Below are 17,605 nucleotides of genomic sequence, written 5' to 3'. Positions count from 1 at the left end.
GGCGCTGTCCTTGTCGGCGTGGAGGGGGCTCTAGTCGCGTCCGCCCTGTTGCCACTTGCGGCGTTGCAGGCCGAAATAGCTGAACATGACGGCAGCGACCAGGAACGGGATCATTGAGGTGGCGAGTGCTGCCCCCTGCCCCAGCTGGCCGCCCGGAATGGCGCGCTGGAACGCGAGCGTCGCCATCAGGTGGGTCGCATTGATCGGCCCGCCGCGCGTCAGCACGTAGATCAGCTGGAAGTCAGTGAAGGTGAACAGCACCGAGAAGGTCATGACGACCGCGATGATCGGCGTCAGCATCGGTAGCGTGATGAAGCGGAAGCGCTGCCAGCCGGAAGCACCGTCGAGCGTCGCCGCCTCGTAGAGCGAGGCCGGGATGGTCTGCAGGCCGGCGAGCAACGAGATCGCGACGAACGGGATGCCGCGCCAGACATTGGCGATGATGACCGAGATGCGGGCGTTCGTCGGGTCGCCCAGGAAATCGATGTTGCTGTGGATAAGCCCCATGGATTTCAAGGCCCAGGACACGATCGAGAACTGGGCGTCGTAGATCCACCAGAACGCGATCGCCGACAGCACCGTCGGCACGATCCAGGGCAGCAGCACGATGGCGCGGATGAAGGCCTTGAACGGCACATGCTCGTTCAGCAGCATGGCGAGCCACAGGCCCAAGAGGAATTTGGCGGCGCTGGCGACGACCGTATAGACGATCGTGTTGAACACGCTCAGCCAATAGACGTCGTCGCTGAAGAGCGTAAGAAAATTATCGAACCCGGTAAAATGGCCAGGGTCGCCCAGCGTTGCGTCGGTCAGGCCCAGCCAGATGCCGAGCACCAGCGGATAGGCCAGGAAAACGAGCAGCAGGGCTGCGGCCGGCACCATGAACAGCCAGCCGAGCAGATCGCTGCTGTCGGCAATGACCGCGAGCAACCCCTGCCGGCGGCCGGCCCGTCCGCCCACCCCTTCCGATACGACCGTCATGACATTTCAATCTCCGGCTTCGGGCGGGATCGACCGTCGGCCGATCCCGCCCGCCGCATCACGCCTTGTAGATCCGCTTCGCCTGCTCGTGCGCCTGCTTCGCCGCCTCGGCGGGCGACACGGCGCCGGTGCAGGCCTTGGCGAACATGTCGACGATCAGGAAGTCGGCCATGCACTGCGCCGATTCGGCGCCAAGCGCGCCGGCATAGCCCGTGTCGCGCATGACCTTGACCGCGTCGCGGTAAGGCGTCGCCTTCGGGTCTTCAGTCCAGAACGGGTTCGAGGCGTAGGCCGCCAGCGGATGGGCAACGTAACCGATCGAGGCCGTCTGCCAGGGCAGATACTGCTCCTGCTCCATCATGAAGCGCAGATAGTCCTTCGCCGCGTTGGGATACTTCGAATATTTGAAGATCACCATGTTGAAGAACAGGTTCTGCTCGGTCGGGATGCCGGGCTTACCGATCGGGAAGTTCGAGTGGTAGATGTCCTCGGCCATCGCCTTCTGCGCCGGATCGGTCGAGGTCTTGGCCGCGTAGTAGATCGAGATGCCGTTCGAGGTCAGGCTGCACTCGCCGGCCAGGAACGCCTTGTTGTTGGACGGGTCGAGCCAGCTCAGCGTGCCGTCGATGAACGTCGGGTAGAGCTGCTTCGCATATTCGAGCGCCGCCACGGTCTCAGGGCTGTCGAGTGTCACGTGGTTATTCTCGTCGACCAGCTTGGCGCCGTGGGCCCACAGGCACCAGTGCGTCCAGCAGTTGGCGTCCCCCGTGGCATGACCCAGCGCGAAGCCCGCCGGCGTGCCGTTCTTCTTCAGGCCCTGGCAGAGCTTCAGGAAGCCCGGCAGATCCTTCGGGATCTCCTCGAACCCGGCCTTCTGGATATGGCTCTTGCGATAGACGAGCGCATTGCCGGCGCAGCCCATCGGAATGCCGATCCACTTGCCGTCGCGCTTGGAATAGCGATCACAGACCGGATACCAGCCGCTGTACTTGCCGCCCAGGTAGTCAGCAAGGTCGCTCACGTCCAGGAGCTTGCCCGGGAATTTCTGGGCGTCGTCGTTCGTCGTGATGATGATGTCCGGGCCGCTGCCGACATTGGCGGCGACGGCGGCCTTCGGACGCACGTCCTCCCAGTTCTCGCTGTCGACGCGGACCTGCACGCCGGTCGTCTCGGCGTATTTCTTGCTGTTGGCGAGCCAGACGTCTTCGTCGCCTTGCACAAAGCGCTTCCAGCGCAAGACCTTGAGCGAGGCGCCAGCCTCCGGCTTCAGCGCGAAGGCCGTCTGGGCCTGCGCATCAGCGCCGCCGACCAGGCCCGCCGCCCCCGCGGTCAACGCCGCCGCGGCACCGATCTTGATGGCATCTCGTCTCGTGATGTCCGTCATGTACGTCCTCCCTCTCTCATTGCGTCGGCACCGTTCTTCGGCGGGCGCCGTTCGTCAGGAAACAGATCAGGCCGAAGCGGCGACCTTGGTCCCCGTGGCCGCGTCGAACAGATGGACCGCGTCAAGCCGCGGGGCGAGCGCGATCGGTTCTCCGGGGTGAAACTCGTGGCGCTCGTCGAACGTGGCGCAGATCGGCACGCCGCCGATCTCGGCATAGACGAAGGTGTCGGCACCGGTCGGCTCCACCACCGACACGGCGGCGGCAACACCGGCCGCATCGAGCGTCAGGTGCTCGGGCCGGATGCCGTAGACGACCGGCTGGCCGTCCCGCCCGCCGGCGATGGGCGGCAGCGGCAGCCGCACGCCGCCGGCACTGTCGACCCAGGCGGTGCCGGCGGCGCGCCGGAGCGTGCCGGGCAGGAAATTCATCGCCGGCGAGCCGATGAAGCCGGCCACGAACTGGTTGGCCGGGAAGTCATAGAGCTCGAGCGGCGAGCCGATCTGCTCGACGACGCCATCGTGCATGACGACAATCCGGTCGGCCATGGTCATGGCCTCGACCTGGTCGTGGGTGACATAGATCGATGTCGTGCGGAGCCGCTGGTGCAGCGCCTTGATCTCGGTGCGCATCTGCACGCGCAGCTTCGCGTCGAGGTTCGACAGCGGCTCGTCGAACAGGAACACCTTGGGATCGCGCACGATCGCCCGGCCCATGGCGACGCGCTGGCGCTGCCCGCCCGACAATTGCCGCGGATACCGGTCGAGATAGGGCTTGAGGCTGAGGATCTCCGCTGCCTGCTGGACCCGGCTGTCGATCTCGGTCTTGCCCGCATCGCGCAGCTTCATGCTGAACGCCATGTTGTCGTAGACCGTCATGTGCGGGTAGAGCGCGTAGTTCTGGAACACCATCGCGATGTCCCGTTCCTTGGGCGGCAGGCTGTTCACCACCGTGCCGCCGATCGAGATCTCGCCGCCGCTGATCTGCTCCAGGCCGGCAATCATGCGCAGCAGGGTCGATTTGCCGCAGCCCGACGGGCCGACGAGCACGACGAATTCCTCGTCCGCGATGTCGATGTCGACTCCGTGGATGATCTGGACCGAACCGAACTGCTTCTTGACGCCGCGAATGCCGACCGATGCCATTGCTCGCCTATCCTCCCGCTGCCTTCAACGAGCGAGATCGAACGGCTGCGGACCGGCGTTAAGCCGCACCCCGCATCGGTCCTGGCACCAAGATAGCCCGAGAGCTTTCACCGGCGACCTCCCCCAAAAAAACCTTTCCCCGGACGGGTCTAGGCGCCCGCCTTCGGAAAAGAGAGCCGCCCTTGACGACCACCCCCTTCGTTGCGTGATCCTAAGGCAGCCGCACGCCGAGCGGAAGACTAATTGTCAGACATATTGGCGCAGTTTTGGGAGGACGGATGAACCGGATCGATTTGAACGGGCGACGGGCGATCGTCACCGGTGGGGCGCGCGGCATCGGACTTGCGGTGGCTGAGCGTTTCGCCGCATCCGGCGCGCGGGTCGCGATTTGGGACCGTGACGGGGCGGTCGCTGCGGCTGAGGCCGAACGGATCGGCCAGTTCGGCGTCGCCGTCGACGTGGCCGATCCGGACGCGATCGCCGCGGCACTGGAACACAGCGAACGGGCAATCGGCCCGACCGATATCCTGGTCACGAGCGCCGGCATCACCGGCCCGAACCGGCCGGTTGATGACTATCCCGTCGAGGATTGGCGCCGGGTGCTCGACGTCGACCTGACCGGCCCGTTCCTGTGCTCGCGCGCCGTCATCCCCGGCATGCGCCGCCGCGACTATGGCCGGATCGTCCATATCGCCTCCATCGCCGGCAAGGAGGGCAATCCGAACGCCGCCGCCTATTCGGCGGCCAAGGCGGGCGTCATCTCGCTCACCAAATCCTTGGGCAAGGAGCTGGCGCAGACCGGCATCCGCGTCAATTGCGTGACGCCGGCCGCGATCAAGACCGAGATCTTCGCCCAGATGACCGAGCAGCATATCCAGTACATGCTGTCGAAGATCCCGATGGGCCGATTCGGGCTCGTGACCGAGATCGCCGCGATGATCGCCTGGCTCGCGTCCGAGGAATGCTCGTTCTCGACCGGCGCGGTCTTCGATCTGTCGGGCGGCCGCGCGGTCTATTAGCCGCGCGCCCTATCAGCTGCGTCGAGGACGGGGCTTAGCCGGTTACCGGGGCGGCCGCAGCTTCGACGCGCGCAGGGCCCGCTCGCGGATGCCGGCCCAGTCGCCGCTGCGAATCGCCTCGGCATTGGCGACCCAGGTGCCGCCGACGACCGGCACGTTCGGCAGCGCCAGGTACTCGGCGGCGTTCGCCTCGCTGACGCCGCCGGTCGGGCAGAACTCGATGCCGGGGAAGATCGGGGCCCAAGCCTTCAGCATGGCGACGCCGCCATACTCCTTGGCCGGGAAGAATTTCAGGAACGAGAAGCCGAATTCGCGGGCGATCATGACCTCGCTCGGCGTGACGGCGCCCGGCAGGTACGGCAGGCCCGAGGCGATGCCGGCCGCGGCGAGGCTCTGGGTCAGGCCCGGGCTCACCAGGAACTTGGCGCCGGCATTCTTGGCCGCTGTCACGTCGGCGGTGCGCAGCACCGTGCCGGCGCCGACCAGGGCATGCGGCAGGTCGCGGGCGATCTTCTCGATCACGCCGAGCGCGCTCGGCGTGCGCAGGGTCACCTCGAGCGCGTTGAGCCCGCCTTCGATGAGCGCGGTCGCGAGCGGGATGGCATCCTCCACCCGCTCGATGGTCAGGACCGGAATAACCGGCGTATGATCGAACGGCTGGGGCATGGCTAGGGCTCCCTAATTTGACCTGGGTGATATGGGTGATGCGAAAGTGACGATGGCCGCCAACCTAAACCAAGCGGGGCCGGGACTGAAAGTCCGCCGCGAGCGGAGCGGCAATGCGATTTCCCGGGTGGTCGCGATCGGCGAATGCATGATCGAGCTCAGCGACCGCGGCCAGGGCGCGCTGGCGCTCGGATATGCCGGCGATACGCTCAATACCGCCGTCTATCTGAAGCGCGCGGCCGGCGCCCGGATCGCGGTCGATTATCTGACGGCGCTCGGTGACGATCCCTACAGCGACTCGATGCTGGCCTTCTGGCAGTCGGAAGGCATCGGGACCGACTCGGTCGCACGCCTGCCGGGCAAGCTGCCCGGCCTCTACATGATCAAGACCGATCCGGCCGGCGAGCGCCGCTTCTACTACTGGCGCTCGGCCGCGGCGGCGAAGCTGATGTTCGAGGCGCCGGAGACCTTCCCGCTTGCGGAGCAAATCGCGGCGGCCGACCTCGCGATCTTTTCCGGCATCACGCTCTCGATCTTGTCGGACGCCGGGCGCGACCGGTTCTTCGACGTCCTGACGGCGGCACGCGCCCAAGGCACGACCATCGCCTATGACGGCAACTACCGGCCAGCGGGCTGGCCGGGCGCCGAGGCGGCGCGCGGCTGCTTCCGGCGCTTCCTGAAGCTGGTCGACATCGCGCTCCCTTCGGTCGACGACGAGGCGAACCTGTTCGGCCCCGGCACCGCGCGCGACGTCGCCGCCCGGCTCCATGACCTGGGCGTCGGCGAGGTCGTGGTGAAGCAGGGCGAGGCCGGCAGCCTGATCTCGATTGGCGGTGCCGAGGAGACCGTGCCGGTCGCCGAGCTGGTGAAGCCGATCGACACGACCGCCGCCGGCGACTCGTTCAACGGCGGCTATCTCGCCGCCCGCCTACTGGGGCAAAGCCCGGCGGAATCAGCCCGCTTCGGCGGCCGCGTCGCCGCCTCGGTCATCCAGCACCGGGGGGCCATCATCCCGCTCGACGCGACGCCGCGGCTTGAAAATTAAACCCTCCCTCGGTTGGCGGGAGCGGGTGATGAGTGGCAGCGAACTTAGTGAGGGTCGCACCGCTTCGACGCCGTTCCCCCTCCCGCTCGCGCGTCAAATCTCCATGTGATAGGGTGTTGCCAGGTAACACCTTGGAGCACCCGATGGCGGCGACATCGACGACGAGCGTCAAGCTTGACGAGGAAACAAAGCGTCGCGTGCAAGAACTCGCCAAGACGCGCCGTCGCTCGACGCACTGGCTCCTGCGTGAAGCGATCGAGCAGTATGTCGACCGCGAAGAACGGCGCGAGCAGTTTCGGCAGTCGGCGTTGGCAGCCTGGGCCGAATATCAGGCCACGGGAATGCACGCGACGGCCGACGAAGCCGACGCCTGGCTGGCACGCCTCGAATCCGGTGAGGACGCAGAGCCGCCGCCGTGCCACGACTGATCTGGTCGCCCGCCGCGCTCCGCGACGTCGCCAGATTGCATGGATTTCTCAAGCCCAAGAATCCCGATGCCGCCTCCCGCGCCGTCAAGGCGATCCGGCAGGGCGTCCGCCTGCTCGGAACCCACCCGCAGGCCGGTCGTCCCGCCGAAGACATGCCGCCGGAGTTTCGAGAGTGGCCGGTCGGCTTTGGCAGCGGCAGCTATCTCGTGATGTACCGCTACGATGGCCGTGACGTCGTGCTTCTGGCCGTCCGGCATGAAAGGGAGGCAGGGTATTAAGCACCCCTGCCCCCGGTGAATAGATCCTACGCGACCCGCGTCAGCAGCGGTTGGCCTGCGAAGTGCGCCACCAGATTGTCAACCACGAGTTGGCCCATGGCCGTGCGGGTCTCGATCGTGGCGCTGCCCTGATGCGGCAGCAGCACGACATTGTCCATGGCGAGGAGAGCCTCCGGCACTCGGGGCTCGTCCTCGAACACGTCGAGGGCGGCGTGGCCGAGCTTGCCGGCCTTGAGCGCTTCGACCAGCGCCGGCTCGTCCACCACCGGCCCGCGCGCCACGTTGATGAGCGTGCCTTCGGGACCCAGCGCCTCGATCACTTCGCGGGTGATGAGATGGTGCGTGTCCTTGGTCAAGGGACAGATGACGCACAGGAAATCGACGTCGCGCGCGAGCGCCACCAGATCGGCGACATAGGGCCATTTCACGTCCGGCTTCGGCCGCGGGCCGTACCAGGAGACCTGGAGCTTGAACGCCTCGGCGCGGGTGGCGATGGCGGCGCCGATGCGGCCCAGTCCCACGATGCCGAGCTTCTTGCCGGCGACCGCGTGGCCGAGCGGATGATTGCCCTTCAGCCACTGGCCCGCGCGCACGAAGCGGTCGGCCCGGCTCACCAGCCGGGCGGCATCGAGCAAGAGGGCCAGCGCCAGGTCGGCCACGTCGTCGGTCAGCACGTCCGGCGTGTTGGTAACGGCGATGTTGCGTGCCTTGGCCGCGCCCACGTCCACCGCGTCATAGCCGACGCCGAAATTGGCGATGATCTCGGTCTTGGGCACGGCGTCCATCAGCGCGGCACTCGCCCCCTTGCCGCCCGAGGTCGCGATGCCGCGCACCCGATCCTTGATCCCGGCCAGAAACGCCGCCTGATCCTCAGCCTCGTAGAGCTTGTGCAGGGTAAAATTCTCCTCGAGCGCGCGCATCGTCGGCGCCGGCATCTGTGAGGCGACCAGGATCTCGGGCTTCATCGGGGCGTTCTCCTCGTATTTGTCTGATGATTTCATTCGGACGGGAGAATACCGGGCACCAGCCGGCGAAACCAGCCCTCGCCGACCAGCGCCGATGCTGCAGCCATGTCGGGCGCCATGATCCGGTCGCGGTCGAGGAACGGTACGCGCGCCCGGATCGCCGCCATGGCCTCGGCGAGGCGCGGGCTCGTCTGGAGCGGCGTGCGGAAATCGATGCCCTGGGCCGCGGCCAGGAGCTCGATGCCGACGATCGCCGCCGCATTCTCGGCCATGCGGCCGAGCCGGCGCGCGCCATGGGCCGCCATCGAGACATGGTCTTCCTGGTTGGCCGAGGTCGGCAGGCTGTCGACACTCGCCGGATGGGCCAGCATCTTGTTCTCGGCCGTCAAGGCCGAGGAGGTCACCTGGGCGATCATGAAGCCCGAGTTCAGGCCTGGCTCGGCCACAAGGAAGGCCGGCAGGCCGCTCGACATCTTGGCGTCGACCAGAAGCGCCATGCGCCGCTCCGAGATCGAGCCGATCTCGGCTACTGCCATCGCGAGCGCGTCGGCGGCGAAGGCGACCGGTTCGGCGTGGAAATTGCCGCCCGACACGATCTCGGCCGTGCCGTCGGTCGCGTTGCGGAACACGAGCGGATTGTCGGACACGCCGTTCGCCTCGCGGCGCAGCACGCCCGCGGCATAGCTCATGAGATCGAGCACGGCGCCCATCACCTGTGGCTGGCAGCGCAGGCTGTAGGGGTCCTGCACCCGGTCGCAATTGAGATGGGAGTTGCGGATCTCGGAGCCGGCGAGCAGTGCCGCCAGCTTCTCCGCCACCAGCCCCTGGCCGATCTGCCCGCGCACCACGTGGATCCGGGCCTCGAACGGCGCGTCGCTGCCCAGCATGGCGTCGACCGACATCGCGCCCGAGACGAGCCCCGCCGCCAGCACATGCTCGATCGCGAACAGGCCGGCGAGCGCGAATCCGGTCGAGGCCTGGGTGCCGTTCAAGAGCGCCAGCCCCTCCTTGGCGCCGAGCGTCACCGGCTGGAGCCCGGCCTCGGCGAGCGCCGCGGCAGCTGGCATGCGCACGCCGTTCACGCGCACCTCGCCCTCGCCGATCAGCGGCAGTGTCAGATGGGCGAGCGGCGCCAGGTCGCCGGAGGCGCCGACCGAGCCCTGGGACGGCACGCACGGCAGGATGCCGCGATTGACGAGCTCGATCAGCAGTTCGAGCGTCGGCCGGCGGATGCCGGAATATCCCAGCCCCAGGCTGTTGATCTTGAGGATCAGGATGAGCCGGACGAGCCGGTCCTCGACGAGCGGCCCGGTGCCGGCGGCGTGCGACAGCACGAGGTTGCGCTGCAAGGTGGCGACGGACTCCGCCGGGATGCGGGTCGTCGCGAGGCTGCCGAAGCCGGTATTGACGCCATAGGTCGCGCGCCCACCGGCCAGCACCTCGCCGACCGCGTCCGCCGACCGCTCGATGGCGGACCAGGCGTCCGCGGCGAGCCGGATCGGCCGGTCGCTCTCGTAGAGTGCCCGGAGCTGCGGCAGCGACAAATGTCCCGGCACCAGCTCGATATGACCGTCGACCACCCGCCGTCTCCCTTGTCTAAACTTGTATAGGACTCCGGGACTAGCACACGGGACCGGCCGTCGACAACCGGGATCGATGTGCCGTCAGTACACGTGAACCCGGTGGCAGCGGCGCACCGGCACCAGATGCCGGCGGCCGTAACGGTCGCGGCGCCAGACGCGCACGACGCGGCAGCGCCTCACCATGCGGACCTGTTCGATCGGCTTCTGCACCGATGCCGGCGGGACCGTTCGCCCCAGTGCGGATGATGCCGCCTCAGCCGGCGGCGCCAGCGTCAGCATCGCGCCCCCAAGACCAAGCAGGGCAAGACCAAGCAAGACGAGACGCATCGCGCTCCTCCGACCGTTTGTGGGAACACAACTTGCGGGCGGGACGACGCCTGGACGACGCCTGACGACGGTACTACAGATCGGCCGGAACGGCGACGGAGGTGCAGGCGATGGCAACGATGATCAGGAACGGCGGCACCGGCCCGGGCGCGCGGACCGTCGACGGCTGCTCGGTCGACTTCTGGAAGCAGCTGAAGCCGGGGCCGGAGCCGGATATCGTCGCTGCAGCCGTGCCGGCCGGCGGCAGCATTTTGGAGCTGGGCGCCGGCGTCGGCCGCATCACCCATCCACTGCTGCCGCGGGGATATCGCGTGACGGCCGTCGACAATTCGCCCGAGATGCTGGCCGAGATCCGCGGCGCCGAAACCGTGCTCGCCGACATCGAGGACCTGGCGCTCGACCGCCAGTTCGACGCGGTGCTGATGGGCTCGTGCCTGATCCATGCCCCCGGCTTCGAGACACGGCACGCCCTGCTCGCGACCTGCCGACGGCATCTGGCGCCCGACGGCCAGGTGCTGATCCAGCGCCACGACCCGAGCTGGCTCGACCGCGCCCAACCCGGCTTCGCCTGGGAGGCGGACGGCGTGCGGAACCAAGTCGACGCGGTGGTGCGCGAGGACACGCTCGTGCGGATGACCTTGAGGCACACGATCGGCGCCGAGACCTGGACCCACTGCTTCACCACGGAGCAAATCGACTTCAGCGACATCGAGCAGGCCCTCACCGCCGCAGACCTGCGCTTCGCCCGGTTCGTCGACGTAAGGGAGACGTGGATCGTGGCAAAAACCGCGTAGCTGTCCGCGATATCGCGCGAGCCGGATTGGGAAACACATCCAAAAATTGCCACGAGCGACATCTATACACGTACGCTAGCATCGGCGGCGATTGGTCAACTGGCTGATCTAAAACAGGAACCTTCTGATGCAGACCAAGTTCCTTCGCCCGTCTCGATTGGGCGTGCTCGCCATCGCCGCTCTGTTGCTTGCGGGCTGCGTGACCCGATCAATTTCCAATTCCGGCTACCCGGGCTCAAACAACCCGCTCTATCACGGCGAACTCAGCGACTTCGACGTCTTGGGCGCGCCCGCAACCGGCCCAATCACCGACACGCAGATCGCCGAGACCCTAGCATCGGCGAAGCAGCTGGCGCCGCATCGCAACGAACGGATCCTGGTCATCCAGTCGGGCGCCATGACACCCGATAGCGAAATGCTGAGCGCGCTCGGCGCTGACTTCTCGCTCGGCTCGCTCTCCGGCGTTCCGGGGCAGCCCCACAACGATTACGCCCGGCAGCTCCGGCTCATTGCCGCACAGGGCGGCTACGGCCAACTTCTCTGTTACTGGGGAACGCTCGAGTCCTCCAAGACCGACGAAGTCACCAAGGCCGTGTCGTGGGTCCCGATTGCCGGCTGGCTGGTGCCGGACCAGACGCAGAAGATGCGCATCGTGCTGCGCGCCGTTCTGGTCGACGTCGCTACCGGCCACTGGCGGATGTACCGCCCGCTGCCGATCGACGACGAGCAGCTGAGCGCCATGATTGGCCGGCGCAGCAGCGACCAGGACCAGGTCGCGCGCCTGAAGGACGCCGGCTATTCGGCGCTGGCACACGACATCGTGGCCAGCGCCGAATAGCCCCTACTCCGCCGCGACAGCCGGGCGATGTCCCAGCTGGTGCAGGCAGCGGTCGATCCATTGCTTGGTCAGTTTCTCCTGCACGCCGTTCTGGCTGAGCCGTGCGCGCAGGCTGGTGAAATCGACCTGGTCGAGCGACTGGTCCTGGTTGAAGCACGAGAACACCACCGTCTCGGCGCCGGTCGCGGGGTCCTTGTGGACCTGCAGGCACTGGGCGCAGATCTCCTTCATCATGCATTGCATCGGCGAATTGATGCTGCCGACCGCATGATGCTCGGGCTTCAGGTACGGCTGCAGCACGCCATGGCGTGCGCGGGCGACCGCGTTCATCATGCCGTCGGAGCCGATCGCGACGATGCGGTCGACCGCGCTCAGCGGGATCGCCGGCGCGCCGCCGAGCGCGCCAGAGGCATAAGCCCGCATCGCCTCGACGATGTTGCCGGCGAACGCGCGATCCTGTGGCCGGCCCGGCACGAAGCCCGGCTCCTCGTCCGAGCACCAGACGATGAGGTCGGCCGCGCGCTCGATCTCCTCGACCTTGTAGCGGTCGATCATGCGCTTGTAGCCGGCGAAATAGACGACGCGCGAGCCCTGGTGCCTCAGTGCCTGGCCGATCGAGAACAGCACGGCGTTGCCGAGGCCACCGCCGACCAGCAGCACGGTCTCACCGGCCGGCGTCTCGGTCGGCGTGCCGGTCGGGCCCATGAGCACGATCGGCTCGCCCGGCTGCAAGAGCGCGCAGAGGTCGGACGAGCCGCCCATCTCGAGCACGATGGTCGAGAGCAGCCCCTGCTCCTTGTCGACCGAGGCGCCGGTCAAGGCCAGCCCCTCCATGGCGAGCCGCGTGCCCTCGGCCGAGAGCGCCCGCGTCTCGTAGTTCTGCAGGCGATAGAACTGCCCGGGCTCGAACGCGCGCGCCGCAAACGGCGCCTTGACCGCGACCTCGACGATGGTCGGCGTGAGCCGCGTCACCGCATGCACGGTCGGGCGCAGCCCCTCGTTCATGGTGCGCGCGAGCGCTGCCGGCGCAGGCTCGGCCGGCGCGCGGCGCGCCAGCACGCGGCTTACGACCGGATAGCCCTGCTTGGCGCTGCCCATCGCCTTCACGACGTTGCCGGCGTAGGACGGGTGCAGGTCGCCGAAGAAGCTGATGGCGCGCCCGTCGGGGCGCAGGCTGATCAGAACATGGACGTCGGCGGGCTTGGCGCTCTTCTGCGGCTTGACCGGCTGGCCCGTCTCGTCGAACGCCTGGAAGTGGCGGCCGTCGAGCGAGATGTTGTGCGGATCCTCACGGCCGAGCACGGTGTTGGGCTGGGTCCCCGCCGCAATCAGCACGGTGCGCGCCGGCAGGGTCACCGTCGTGTCGGCCGGCGCGATGCGCCCCGTCTCGTCGACGATCTGCGGCGTCATGACGATGCCGCGCGCCTGGCCCCAGGCGTCGACCTCGATTTCCGCCGGTGCCAGGCATTCGGCGATGCGGATGCCCTCTTCGAGCGCCAGCGCCACCTCCTCGTGATTGAGCGTATAGCTGGGTGCATCGACGAGGCGCCGGCGATAGGCCATGGTGACGCCGCCCCAGCCGTTGATGAGCTCGATGATCCGCGGCGCCCGGCCCTCGGCCGCCGCTGCCGCCCGCTCGGCGCGGATCGCCCGGGCATGGGCGATGAAATCCTCGGCCGCCTCGACCTCGGGCGCCCGCCAGTCGGCGCGCACCATCGCCTCGCCGCGCTCGGCCACCAGCGTCTCGTAGCGCTGGAGGAATTTCTCGACCTGGACCGGGTAATAGGCGAGCGATTCCGTTGCCGTGTCGATCGCCGTCAGGCCGCCGCCGACCACGACGACCGGCAGTCGGACCTGCAGGTTGGCGATCGAATCCGCCTTGGCGGCGCCGGTCAGCTGCAGCGCCATCAGGAAGTCCGACGCCTGGCGCACGCCCGGGGCGAGGCCGTTCTTCATCGGGATGACGGTCGGCCGCCCGGCGCCGGCGCACAGCGCCACATGGTCGAAGCCCAGCTCGAACGCCCCGTCGATCGTGAGCGTGCCGCCGAAGCGCACGCCGCCCATCATTGAGAACTCGCGCCGGCGCTCGAGCAGCAGGCGGATCAGCTTCAGGAAATTCTTGTTCCAGCGCACGGTGATGCCGTATTCGGCGACGCCGCCGAAGCCCGCCATGACGCGGTTGCCCAGATGCTCGTAGACCTCGGCCACGTCGCGGATCGGCCGGAACGGCACCGGCTCGCCCAAGGCCGTGACGCCGGACAGCGCCGGATCGAGCGGCTCGATCTTGAGCCCGTCGACCGCGACCACGGTATGGCCGTCGTTCATCAGATGGTGCGACAGCGTGAAACCCGCCGGGCCCAGTCCCACAACCAGCACCTTGTAGCCGCTTTCCGGCCGCGGCAGCGGGCGACGGATGTTGAGCGGGTTCCAGCGCGTCAAGAGCCCATAGATCTCAAAGCCCCAGGGCAGGCCCAGCACATCCTTCAAGTTGCGCGTCTCGACCTGGGGAATGTCGACCGGCTCCTGCTTCTGATAGATGCAGGACTTCATGCAGTCGTTGCAGATGCGGTGGCCGGTCGCCGCCGCCATCGGATTGTCGATGGTGACGATGGCAAGCGCGCCGACCGCATGCCCCCGCGACTTCACCAGGTTCATCTCGGAGATTTTCTCTTCGAGCGGGCAGCCGGCGAGCGGTACGCCGAACTGGCTCGCCTTGAAGCCGCCGTCCTTCTCCTTCAGGCCCTTGGAGCAGCTGTCCTTGCCTTGGTTGTGGCACCAGATGCAGTAGTTCGCCTGGTCGAGCCCATGGGTGAGATCCATGCCCTGGTCGGTGAGCCCGAAGCCCTGGCGCCGGCGCCAGTGTGTCTCCGGCAGGCGCTGCATGGCGACGCCGTCGACCGTCACGATCTCGATAGGCACCAGATGGGCGGGATCGAGCTTGTGCGGCACCTTGAAGAGGATGCCGGCGCCATGGCGGGCGCGGCCGGCGTCGGACAGGGTCGCCCAACGGGCATAGCGCGCCGCGAGATCAAGGGCGGCGCCGTGCGCGGCCTCGTCGGTGCTCCAGCGCTCGACATGGGTGGCGAAGCTCGCTTCGGTCAAGGGCTCGCCGATGAGGGCCTCGATCTCGGCCGCAAGCGCCGGACCGTCGAGGGCGGCCGCCTGCTCCGCTGTCACGCCCTTGACCGCGCGGCGCTGCACGAACAGGCGCTTCACCCGGTAGAGCGGCGCCAATGCGTCGTGGGTGGCCGCAAGCGCTCCGACCTCGGCCTCGATGCCGAACAGACGGCCGATGAAATCTTCCAGATGCGGTGCGGTCTCGACCAGCAGCTCCGACTCGTCCTTGGCGGTCAGCGCCTCAGGCGTCGCACGGGCGGCCATCAGCCGGTCGAGGAGCGCCGGCTCCGCCACGCGCAGCCAGTCGACGAAGGCCTGGTCCAGCCGGACGAGCCCATCCCGACGATAAAGATCCTCGAATTCGAGGCCGAAGCTCAATGCCAGCGTGGTCCGCATCCCGATCGAAACCTCCCTTGGCCGAGGGCGTCGGCTCCGGAAATCCGGCACCGCGTCCAGCAATCCGTCCCGCGGCCGGGCTTATCGCCCTGTTGTCCGCGCTATCCGGTGACGACTGTGCGCCAAGCCGCGTCGCCGATCAAGCATGATTGTTTGTGTACAAATGATATTGCCGTTTCGGTGACAATAATCGGATAGCGACGGCTGGCCGGTGCAGGCAAGCTCGGGCCACTGCTCCCTTGGACGAGGTTATCGATGCCTGCCACCCCACCGCTCCGCATGGGTGCCACCGAATGGCTGCTCCTCGTGGCGCTCTCGGTGCTCTGGGGCGGAACCTTCTTTTTCTTCAAGGTCCTGGTCGCGGTCCTGCCGCCCTTCACCATCGTGCTGGGCCGGGTCGGCATCGCGGCCGCGGCGCTCAATCTCTATCTTCTGGCGCGGCGCGACCCGATGCCCATGACGCCGCGGCTCTGGGGCCGGTTCCTCGTCATGGGGCTCCTCAACAACGTCGTGCCGTTCAGCCTGATCGTGTTCGGCGAAACGCGCATCTCGAGCGGCCTCGCCTCGATCCTGAACGCGACGACGCCGGTCTTCGCCGTGTTGAGCGCGCATCTGCTGACCCGGAACGAGAAACTGACCGTGCGGCGTGGGCTAGGCGTGCTGGCGGGCTTCGCCGGCGTCGCGATCCTGATCGGCCCGGACGCGCTCGCCGGCCTCGCCAACCAGGATCTGCCGGGCGAGCTCGCCTGCCTCGCCGCCGCGTTCGTCTACGGGCTCGCGGGCATCTATGGCCGGCGTTTCCAGGGCATCGCGCCCCTGAAGGTCGCGACTGGGCAGATTACCGGCAGCACGCTCATCCTGCTGCCACTCGCGGCCCTCGTCGACCAGCCATGGACGCTGCCGATGCCCGGTGCTGCGACCTGGGCGACGCTTGCCGCCCTGGCGCTCGTCTCGACGGCGCTCGCCTATATGCTCTATTTCCGCATCCTGGCCACGGCCGGCGCCACCAACCTGATGCTCGTGACTTTCCTCCTGCCGGTGAGCGCGCTGCTGATCGGCTGGCTGGCGCTCGGCGAGACGGTGGCCCCCGTGGCCTTCGCCGGCATGGCGGCGATCGGCCTCGGCCTCGCCTGCATCGACGGCCGGCTCCTGGACCGGTTCCACCGTCCCCAGGCAGCCTGAACGCCCGCAGGGCCGCCCTGCGGACGCCGGGCTGCACAGCTCCAGCTGCATCGCGTAAAGTCGGGGTTTGCTTTTCGCGGTTTGGAGTGGGTTTTCGATGGTCGAGCTTCGTCCGGTGCATGTGATCGGCGGCGGTCTCGCCGGCAGCGAGGCGACGTGGCAGCTGGCCGAAGCCGGCGTGCCGGTCGTGCTGCACGAGATGCGGCCGGTTCGCAAGACGGATGCGCACCAGACCCAGGGCCTGGCCGAGCTTGTCTGTTCCAACTCGTTCCGCTCCGACGAGCCGCTCACCAACGCCGTAGGCCTGCTGCACGAGGAGATGCGGCGCTCGGGCTCGCTCATCCTCAAGGCCGCCGATCACCACAAGGTGCCGGCCGGCGGCGCGCTCGCCGTCGATCGCGAGGCCTTCTCGGCCGCAGTCGAGACAGCACTCGTCGAGCATCCGCTCGTGACCATCGTCCGTGAGGAGATTGCCGGCCTGCCGCCGGGCGACTGGGACAGCGTCGTGGTCGCGACCGGCCCGCTGACCTCGCCGGCGCTGGCCGAGGCGGTGCTGGGCCTGACCGGCGAGGCCTCGCTCGCCTTCTTCGACGCGATCGCGCCGATCGTCCATACCGAGACGATCGACCTCGACATTGCCTGGTTCCAGTCGCGCTACGACAAGCCCGGCCCCGGCGGTACCGGGCGCGACTACATCAACTGCCCGCTCGACCGCGACCAGTACGAGGCGTTCATCCAGGCGCTGATCGACGGCGAGAAGACCGAGTTCAAGGAGTGGGAGCAGAACACGCCCTATTTCGAGGGCTGCCTGCCGATCGAGGTCATGGCCGGGCGCGGGCCGCAGACGCTCCGCTGGGGCCCGATGAAGCCGATCGGGCTCACCAACAAGCACAACGGCTCGAAGCCCTGGGCCGTGGTCCAGCTGCGCCAGGACAATGCGCTGGGCACGCTCTACAACATGGTGGGCTTCCAGACGAAGCTGAAATATGCCGAGCAGGTTCGGATCTTCCGCACCATCCCGGGCCTGGAAAAGGCCGAGTTCGCACGCCTCGGCGGCCTCCATCGCAACACGTTCCTCAACAGCCCCAAGGTGCTGGACGGCCAGCTGCGCCTCAAGGCCCTGCCGCGGCTGCGCTTCGCCGGCCAGGTGACTGGCGTCGAGGGCTATGTCGAGTCGGCGGCGATCGGGCTCGTCGCCGGCCGCATGGCGGCGGCCGAGCGCAAGGGCGAGCTGCTGGCCGCCCCGCCGCCGACGACGGCGCTGGGCGCGCTCGTCGCCCACATCACTGGCGGGGCGGAGGCCGAGACGTTCCAGCCGATGAACGTCAATTTCGGCCTGTTCCCACCCTTGGCCGACGTGCCGAAGGCCAAGACCGAGCGCAAGCCGGCCATGGCGCGCCGTGCCTTGGCCGACCTCGACGGCTGGCTCGGCCGGGTCAGCACCGCCGCGGAATAGCCG

Annotated in this window: 16 protein-coding genes; 8 read left to right on the top strand and 8 right to left on the bottom strand. The window is 67.9% G+C overall.

The genetic code is table 11. The features are described 5' to 3' along the window. Positions 1–30: 30 nt before the first annotated feature. The 3 genes from IEY58_RS09770 to IEY58_RS09760 form a co-directional block, all read right to left on the bottom strand. The gene (locus IEY58_RS09770; protein ID WP_189045053.1) at positions 31–981 is read right to left on the bottom strand and encodes a carbohydrate ABC transporter permease; all 951 of its coding nucleotides are present in this window, start codon (positions 979–981) and stop codon (positions 31–33) included. Positions 982–1,039: 58 nt separating this feature from the next. After that, entirely contained in the window at positions 1,040–2,365 is a 1,326-nt protein-coding gene (locus IEY58_RS09765) for an ABC transporter substrate-binding protein (protein ID WP_189045051.1), read from the bottom strand. Between the two features lie 66 nt (positions 2,366–2,431). Further along, on the bottom strand, positions 2,432–3,508 hold the full coding sequence (locus IEY58_RS09760; RefSeq protein WP_189045050.1) for an ABC transporter ATP-binding protein: 1,077 nt from the start codon (positions 3,506–3,508) through the stop codon (positions 2,432–2,434). Positions 3,509–3,786: 278 nt separating this feature from the next. Here IEY58_RS09760 and IEY58_RS09755 point away from each other — a divergent pair, with 278 nt between their 5' ends. Beyond that, positions 3,787–4,527, top strand: coding sequence for an SDR family NAD(P)-dependent oxidoreductase (locus IEY58_RS09755; RefSeq protein ID WP_189045048.1), 741 nt, complete (start codon positions 3,787–3,789; stop codon positions 4,525–4,527). Between the two features lie 42 nt (positions 4,528–4,569). Here IEY58_RS09755 and eda read toward each other — a convergent pair whose 3' ends face one another. After that, positions 4,570–5,193, bottom strand: coding sequence for a bifunctional 4-hydroxy-2-oxoglutarate aldolase/2-dehydro-3-deoxy-phosphogluconate aldolase (eda, locus tag IEY58_RS09750; RefSeq protein WP_189045046.1), 624 nt, complete (start codon positions 5,191–5,193; stop codon positions 4,570–4,572). A gap of 52 nt (positions 5,194–5,245) precedes the next feature. Between eda and IEY58_RS09745 the strand changes: the two genes are divergently transcribed. The 3 genes from IEY58_RS09745 (at position 5,246) to IEY58_RS09735 (ending at position 6,944) form a co-directional block, all read left to right on the top strand. Next, positions 5,246–6,238, top strand: coding sequence for a sugar kinase (locus tag IEY58_RS09745; protein WP_229743617.1), 993 nt, complete (start codon positions 5,246–5,248; stop codon positions 6,236–6,238). Positions 6,239–6,381: 143 nt separating this feature from the next. Next, on the top strand, positions 6,382–6,666 hold the full coding sequence (locus IEY58_RS09740; RefSeq protein WP_189045044.1) for a CopG family ribbon-helix-helix protein: 285 nt from the start codon (positions 6,382–6,384) through the stop codon (positions 6,664–6,666). Next, positions 6,654–6,944, top strand: coding sequence for a type II toxin-antitoxin system RelE/ParE family toxin (locus IEY58_RS09735; RefSeq protein ID WP_189045042.1), 291 nt, complete (start codon positions 6,654–6,656; stop codon positions 6,942–6,944). Before IEY58_RS09740 ends, IEY58_RS09735 begins: the two co-directional genes overlap by 13 nt. Positions 6,945–6,970: 26 nt before the next feature. Here IEY58_RS09735 and IEY58_RS09730 read toward each other — a convergent pair whose 3' ends face one another. From IEY58_RS09730 to IEY58_RS09720, 3 genes are all read right to left on the bottom strand, one after another. After that, on the bottom strand, positions 6,971–7,909 hold the full coding sequence (locus IEY58_RS09730; protein WP_189045040.1) for a 2-hydroxyacid dehydrogenase: 939 nt from the start codon (positions 7,907–7,909) through the stop codon (positions 6,971–6,973). 32 nt (positions 7,910–7,941) lie between these two features. Next, positions 7,942–9,489, bottom strand: coding sequence for a histidine ammonia-lyase (gene hutH, locus IEY58_RS09725; RefSeq protein ID WP_189045038.1), 1,548 nt, complete (start codon positions 9,487–9,489; stop codon positions 7,942–7,944). A gap of 84 nt (positions 9,490–9,573) precedes the next feature. Next, a complete protein-coding gene (locus IEY58_RS09720; protein ID WP_189045036.1) occupies positions 9,574–9,819 on the bottom strand; it encodes a hypothetical protein in 246 nt (81 codons plus the stop codon). Between the two features lie 110 nt (positions 9,820–9,929). On the opposite strand from IEY58_RS09720, the gene IEY58_RS09715 reads away from it, so the two are divergent. Continuing rightward, positions 9,930–10,613 (top strand): class I SAM-dependent methyltransferase, encoded by a 684-nt coding sequence (locus IEY58_RS09715; RefSeq protein WP_229743616.1) that lies wholly within the window; start codon positions 9,930–9,932, stop codon positions 10,611–10,613. A 127-nt stretch (positions 10,614–10,740) separates the two neighbouring features. Beyond that, positions 10,741–11,451 carry an aminopeptidase gene (locus IEY58_RS09710; protein ID WP_189045034.1) on the top strand — a complete coding sequence of 237 codons (711 nt, stop codon included), beginning with the start codon at positions 10,741–10,743 and terminating at the stop codon, positions 11,449–11,451. A 3-nt stretch (positions 11,452–11,454) separates the two neighbouring features. Here the strand turns inward: IEY58_RS09710 and IEY58_RS09705 are convergent, their stop codons facing one another. Next, positions 11,455–14,964, bottom strand: a complete 3,510-nt coding sequence (locus tag IEY58_RS09705) for an FAD-dependent oxidoreductase (RefSeq protein ID WP_189045032.1) — start codon at positions 14,962–14,964, stop codon at positions 11,455–11,457. A gap of 255 nt (positions 14,965–15,219) precedes the next feature. On the opposite strand from IEY58_RS09705, the gene IEY58_RS09700 reads away from it, so the two are divergent. Further along, a complete protein-coding gene (locus IEY58_RS09700; RefSeq protein WP_229743615.1) occupies positions 15,220–16,146 on the top strand; it encodes a DMT family transporter in 927 nt (308 codons plus the stop codon). 97 nt (positions 16,147–16,243) lie between these two features. Further along, positions 16,244–17,602, top strand: coding sequence for a methylenetetrahydrofolate--tRNA-(uracil(54)-C(5))-methyltransferase (FADH(2)-oxidizing) TrmFO (trmFO, locus tag IEY58_RS09695; protein ID WP_189045030.1), 1,359 nt, complete (start codon positions 16,244–16,246; stop codon positions 17,600–17,602). The last annotated feature ends 3 nt before the right edge of the window (positions 17,603–17,605 follow it).

Origin of the sequence: Aliidongia dinghuensis (genome assembly GCF_014643535.1) — a bacterium.
Classification (GTDB): Bacteria; Pseudomonadota; Alphaproteobacteria; order ATCC43930; family CGMCC-115725; genus Aliidongia; species Aliidongia dinghuensis.
Note: the sequence above shows the minus strand (reverse complement) of the source record. Positions and strands in the feature narration are given on the sequence as shown.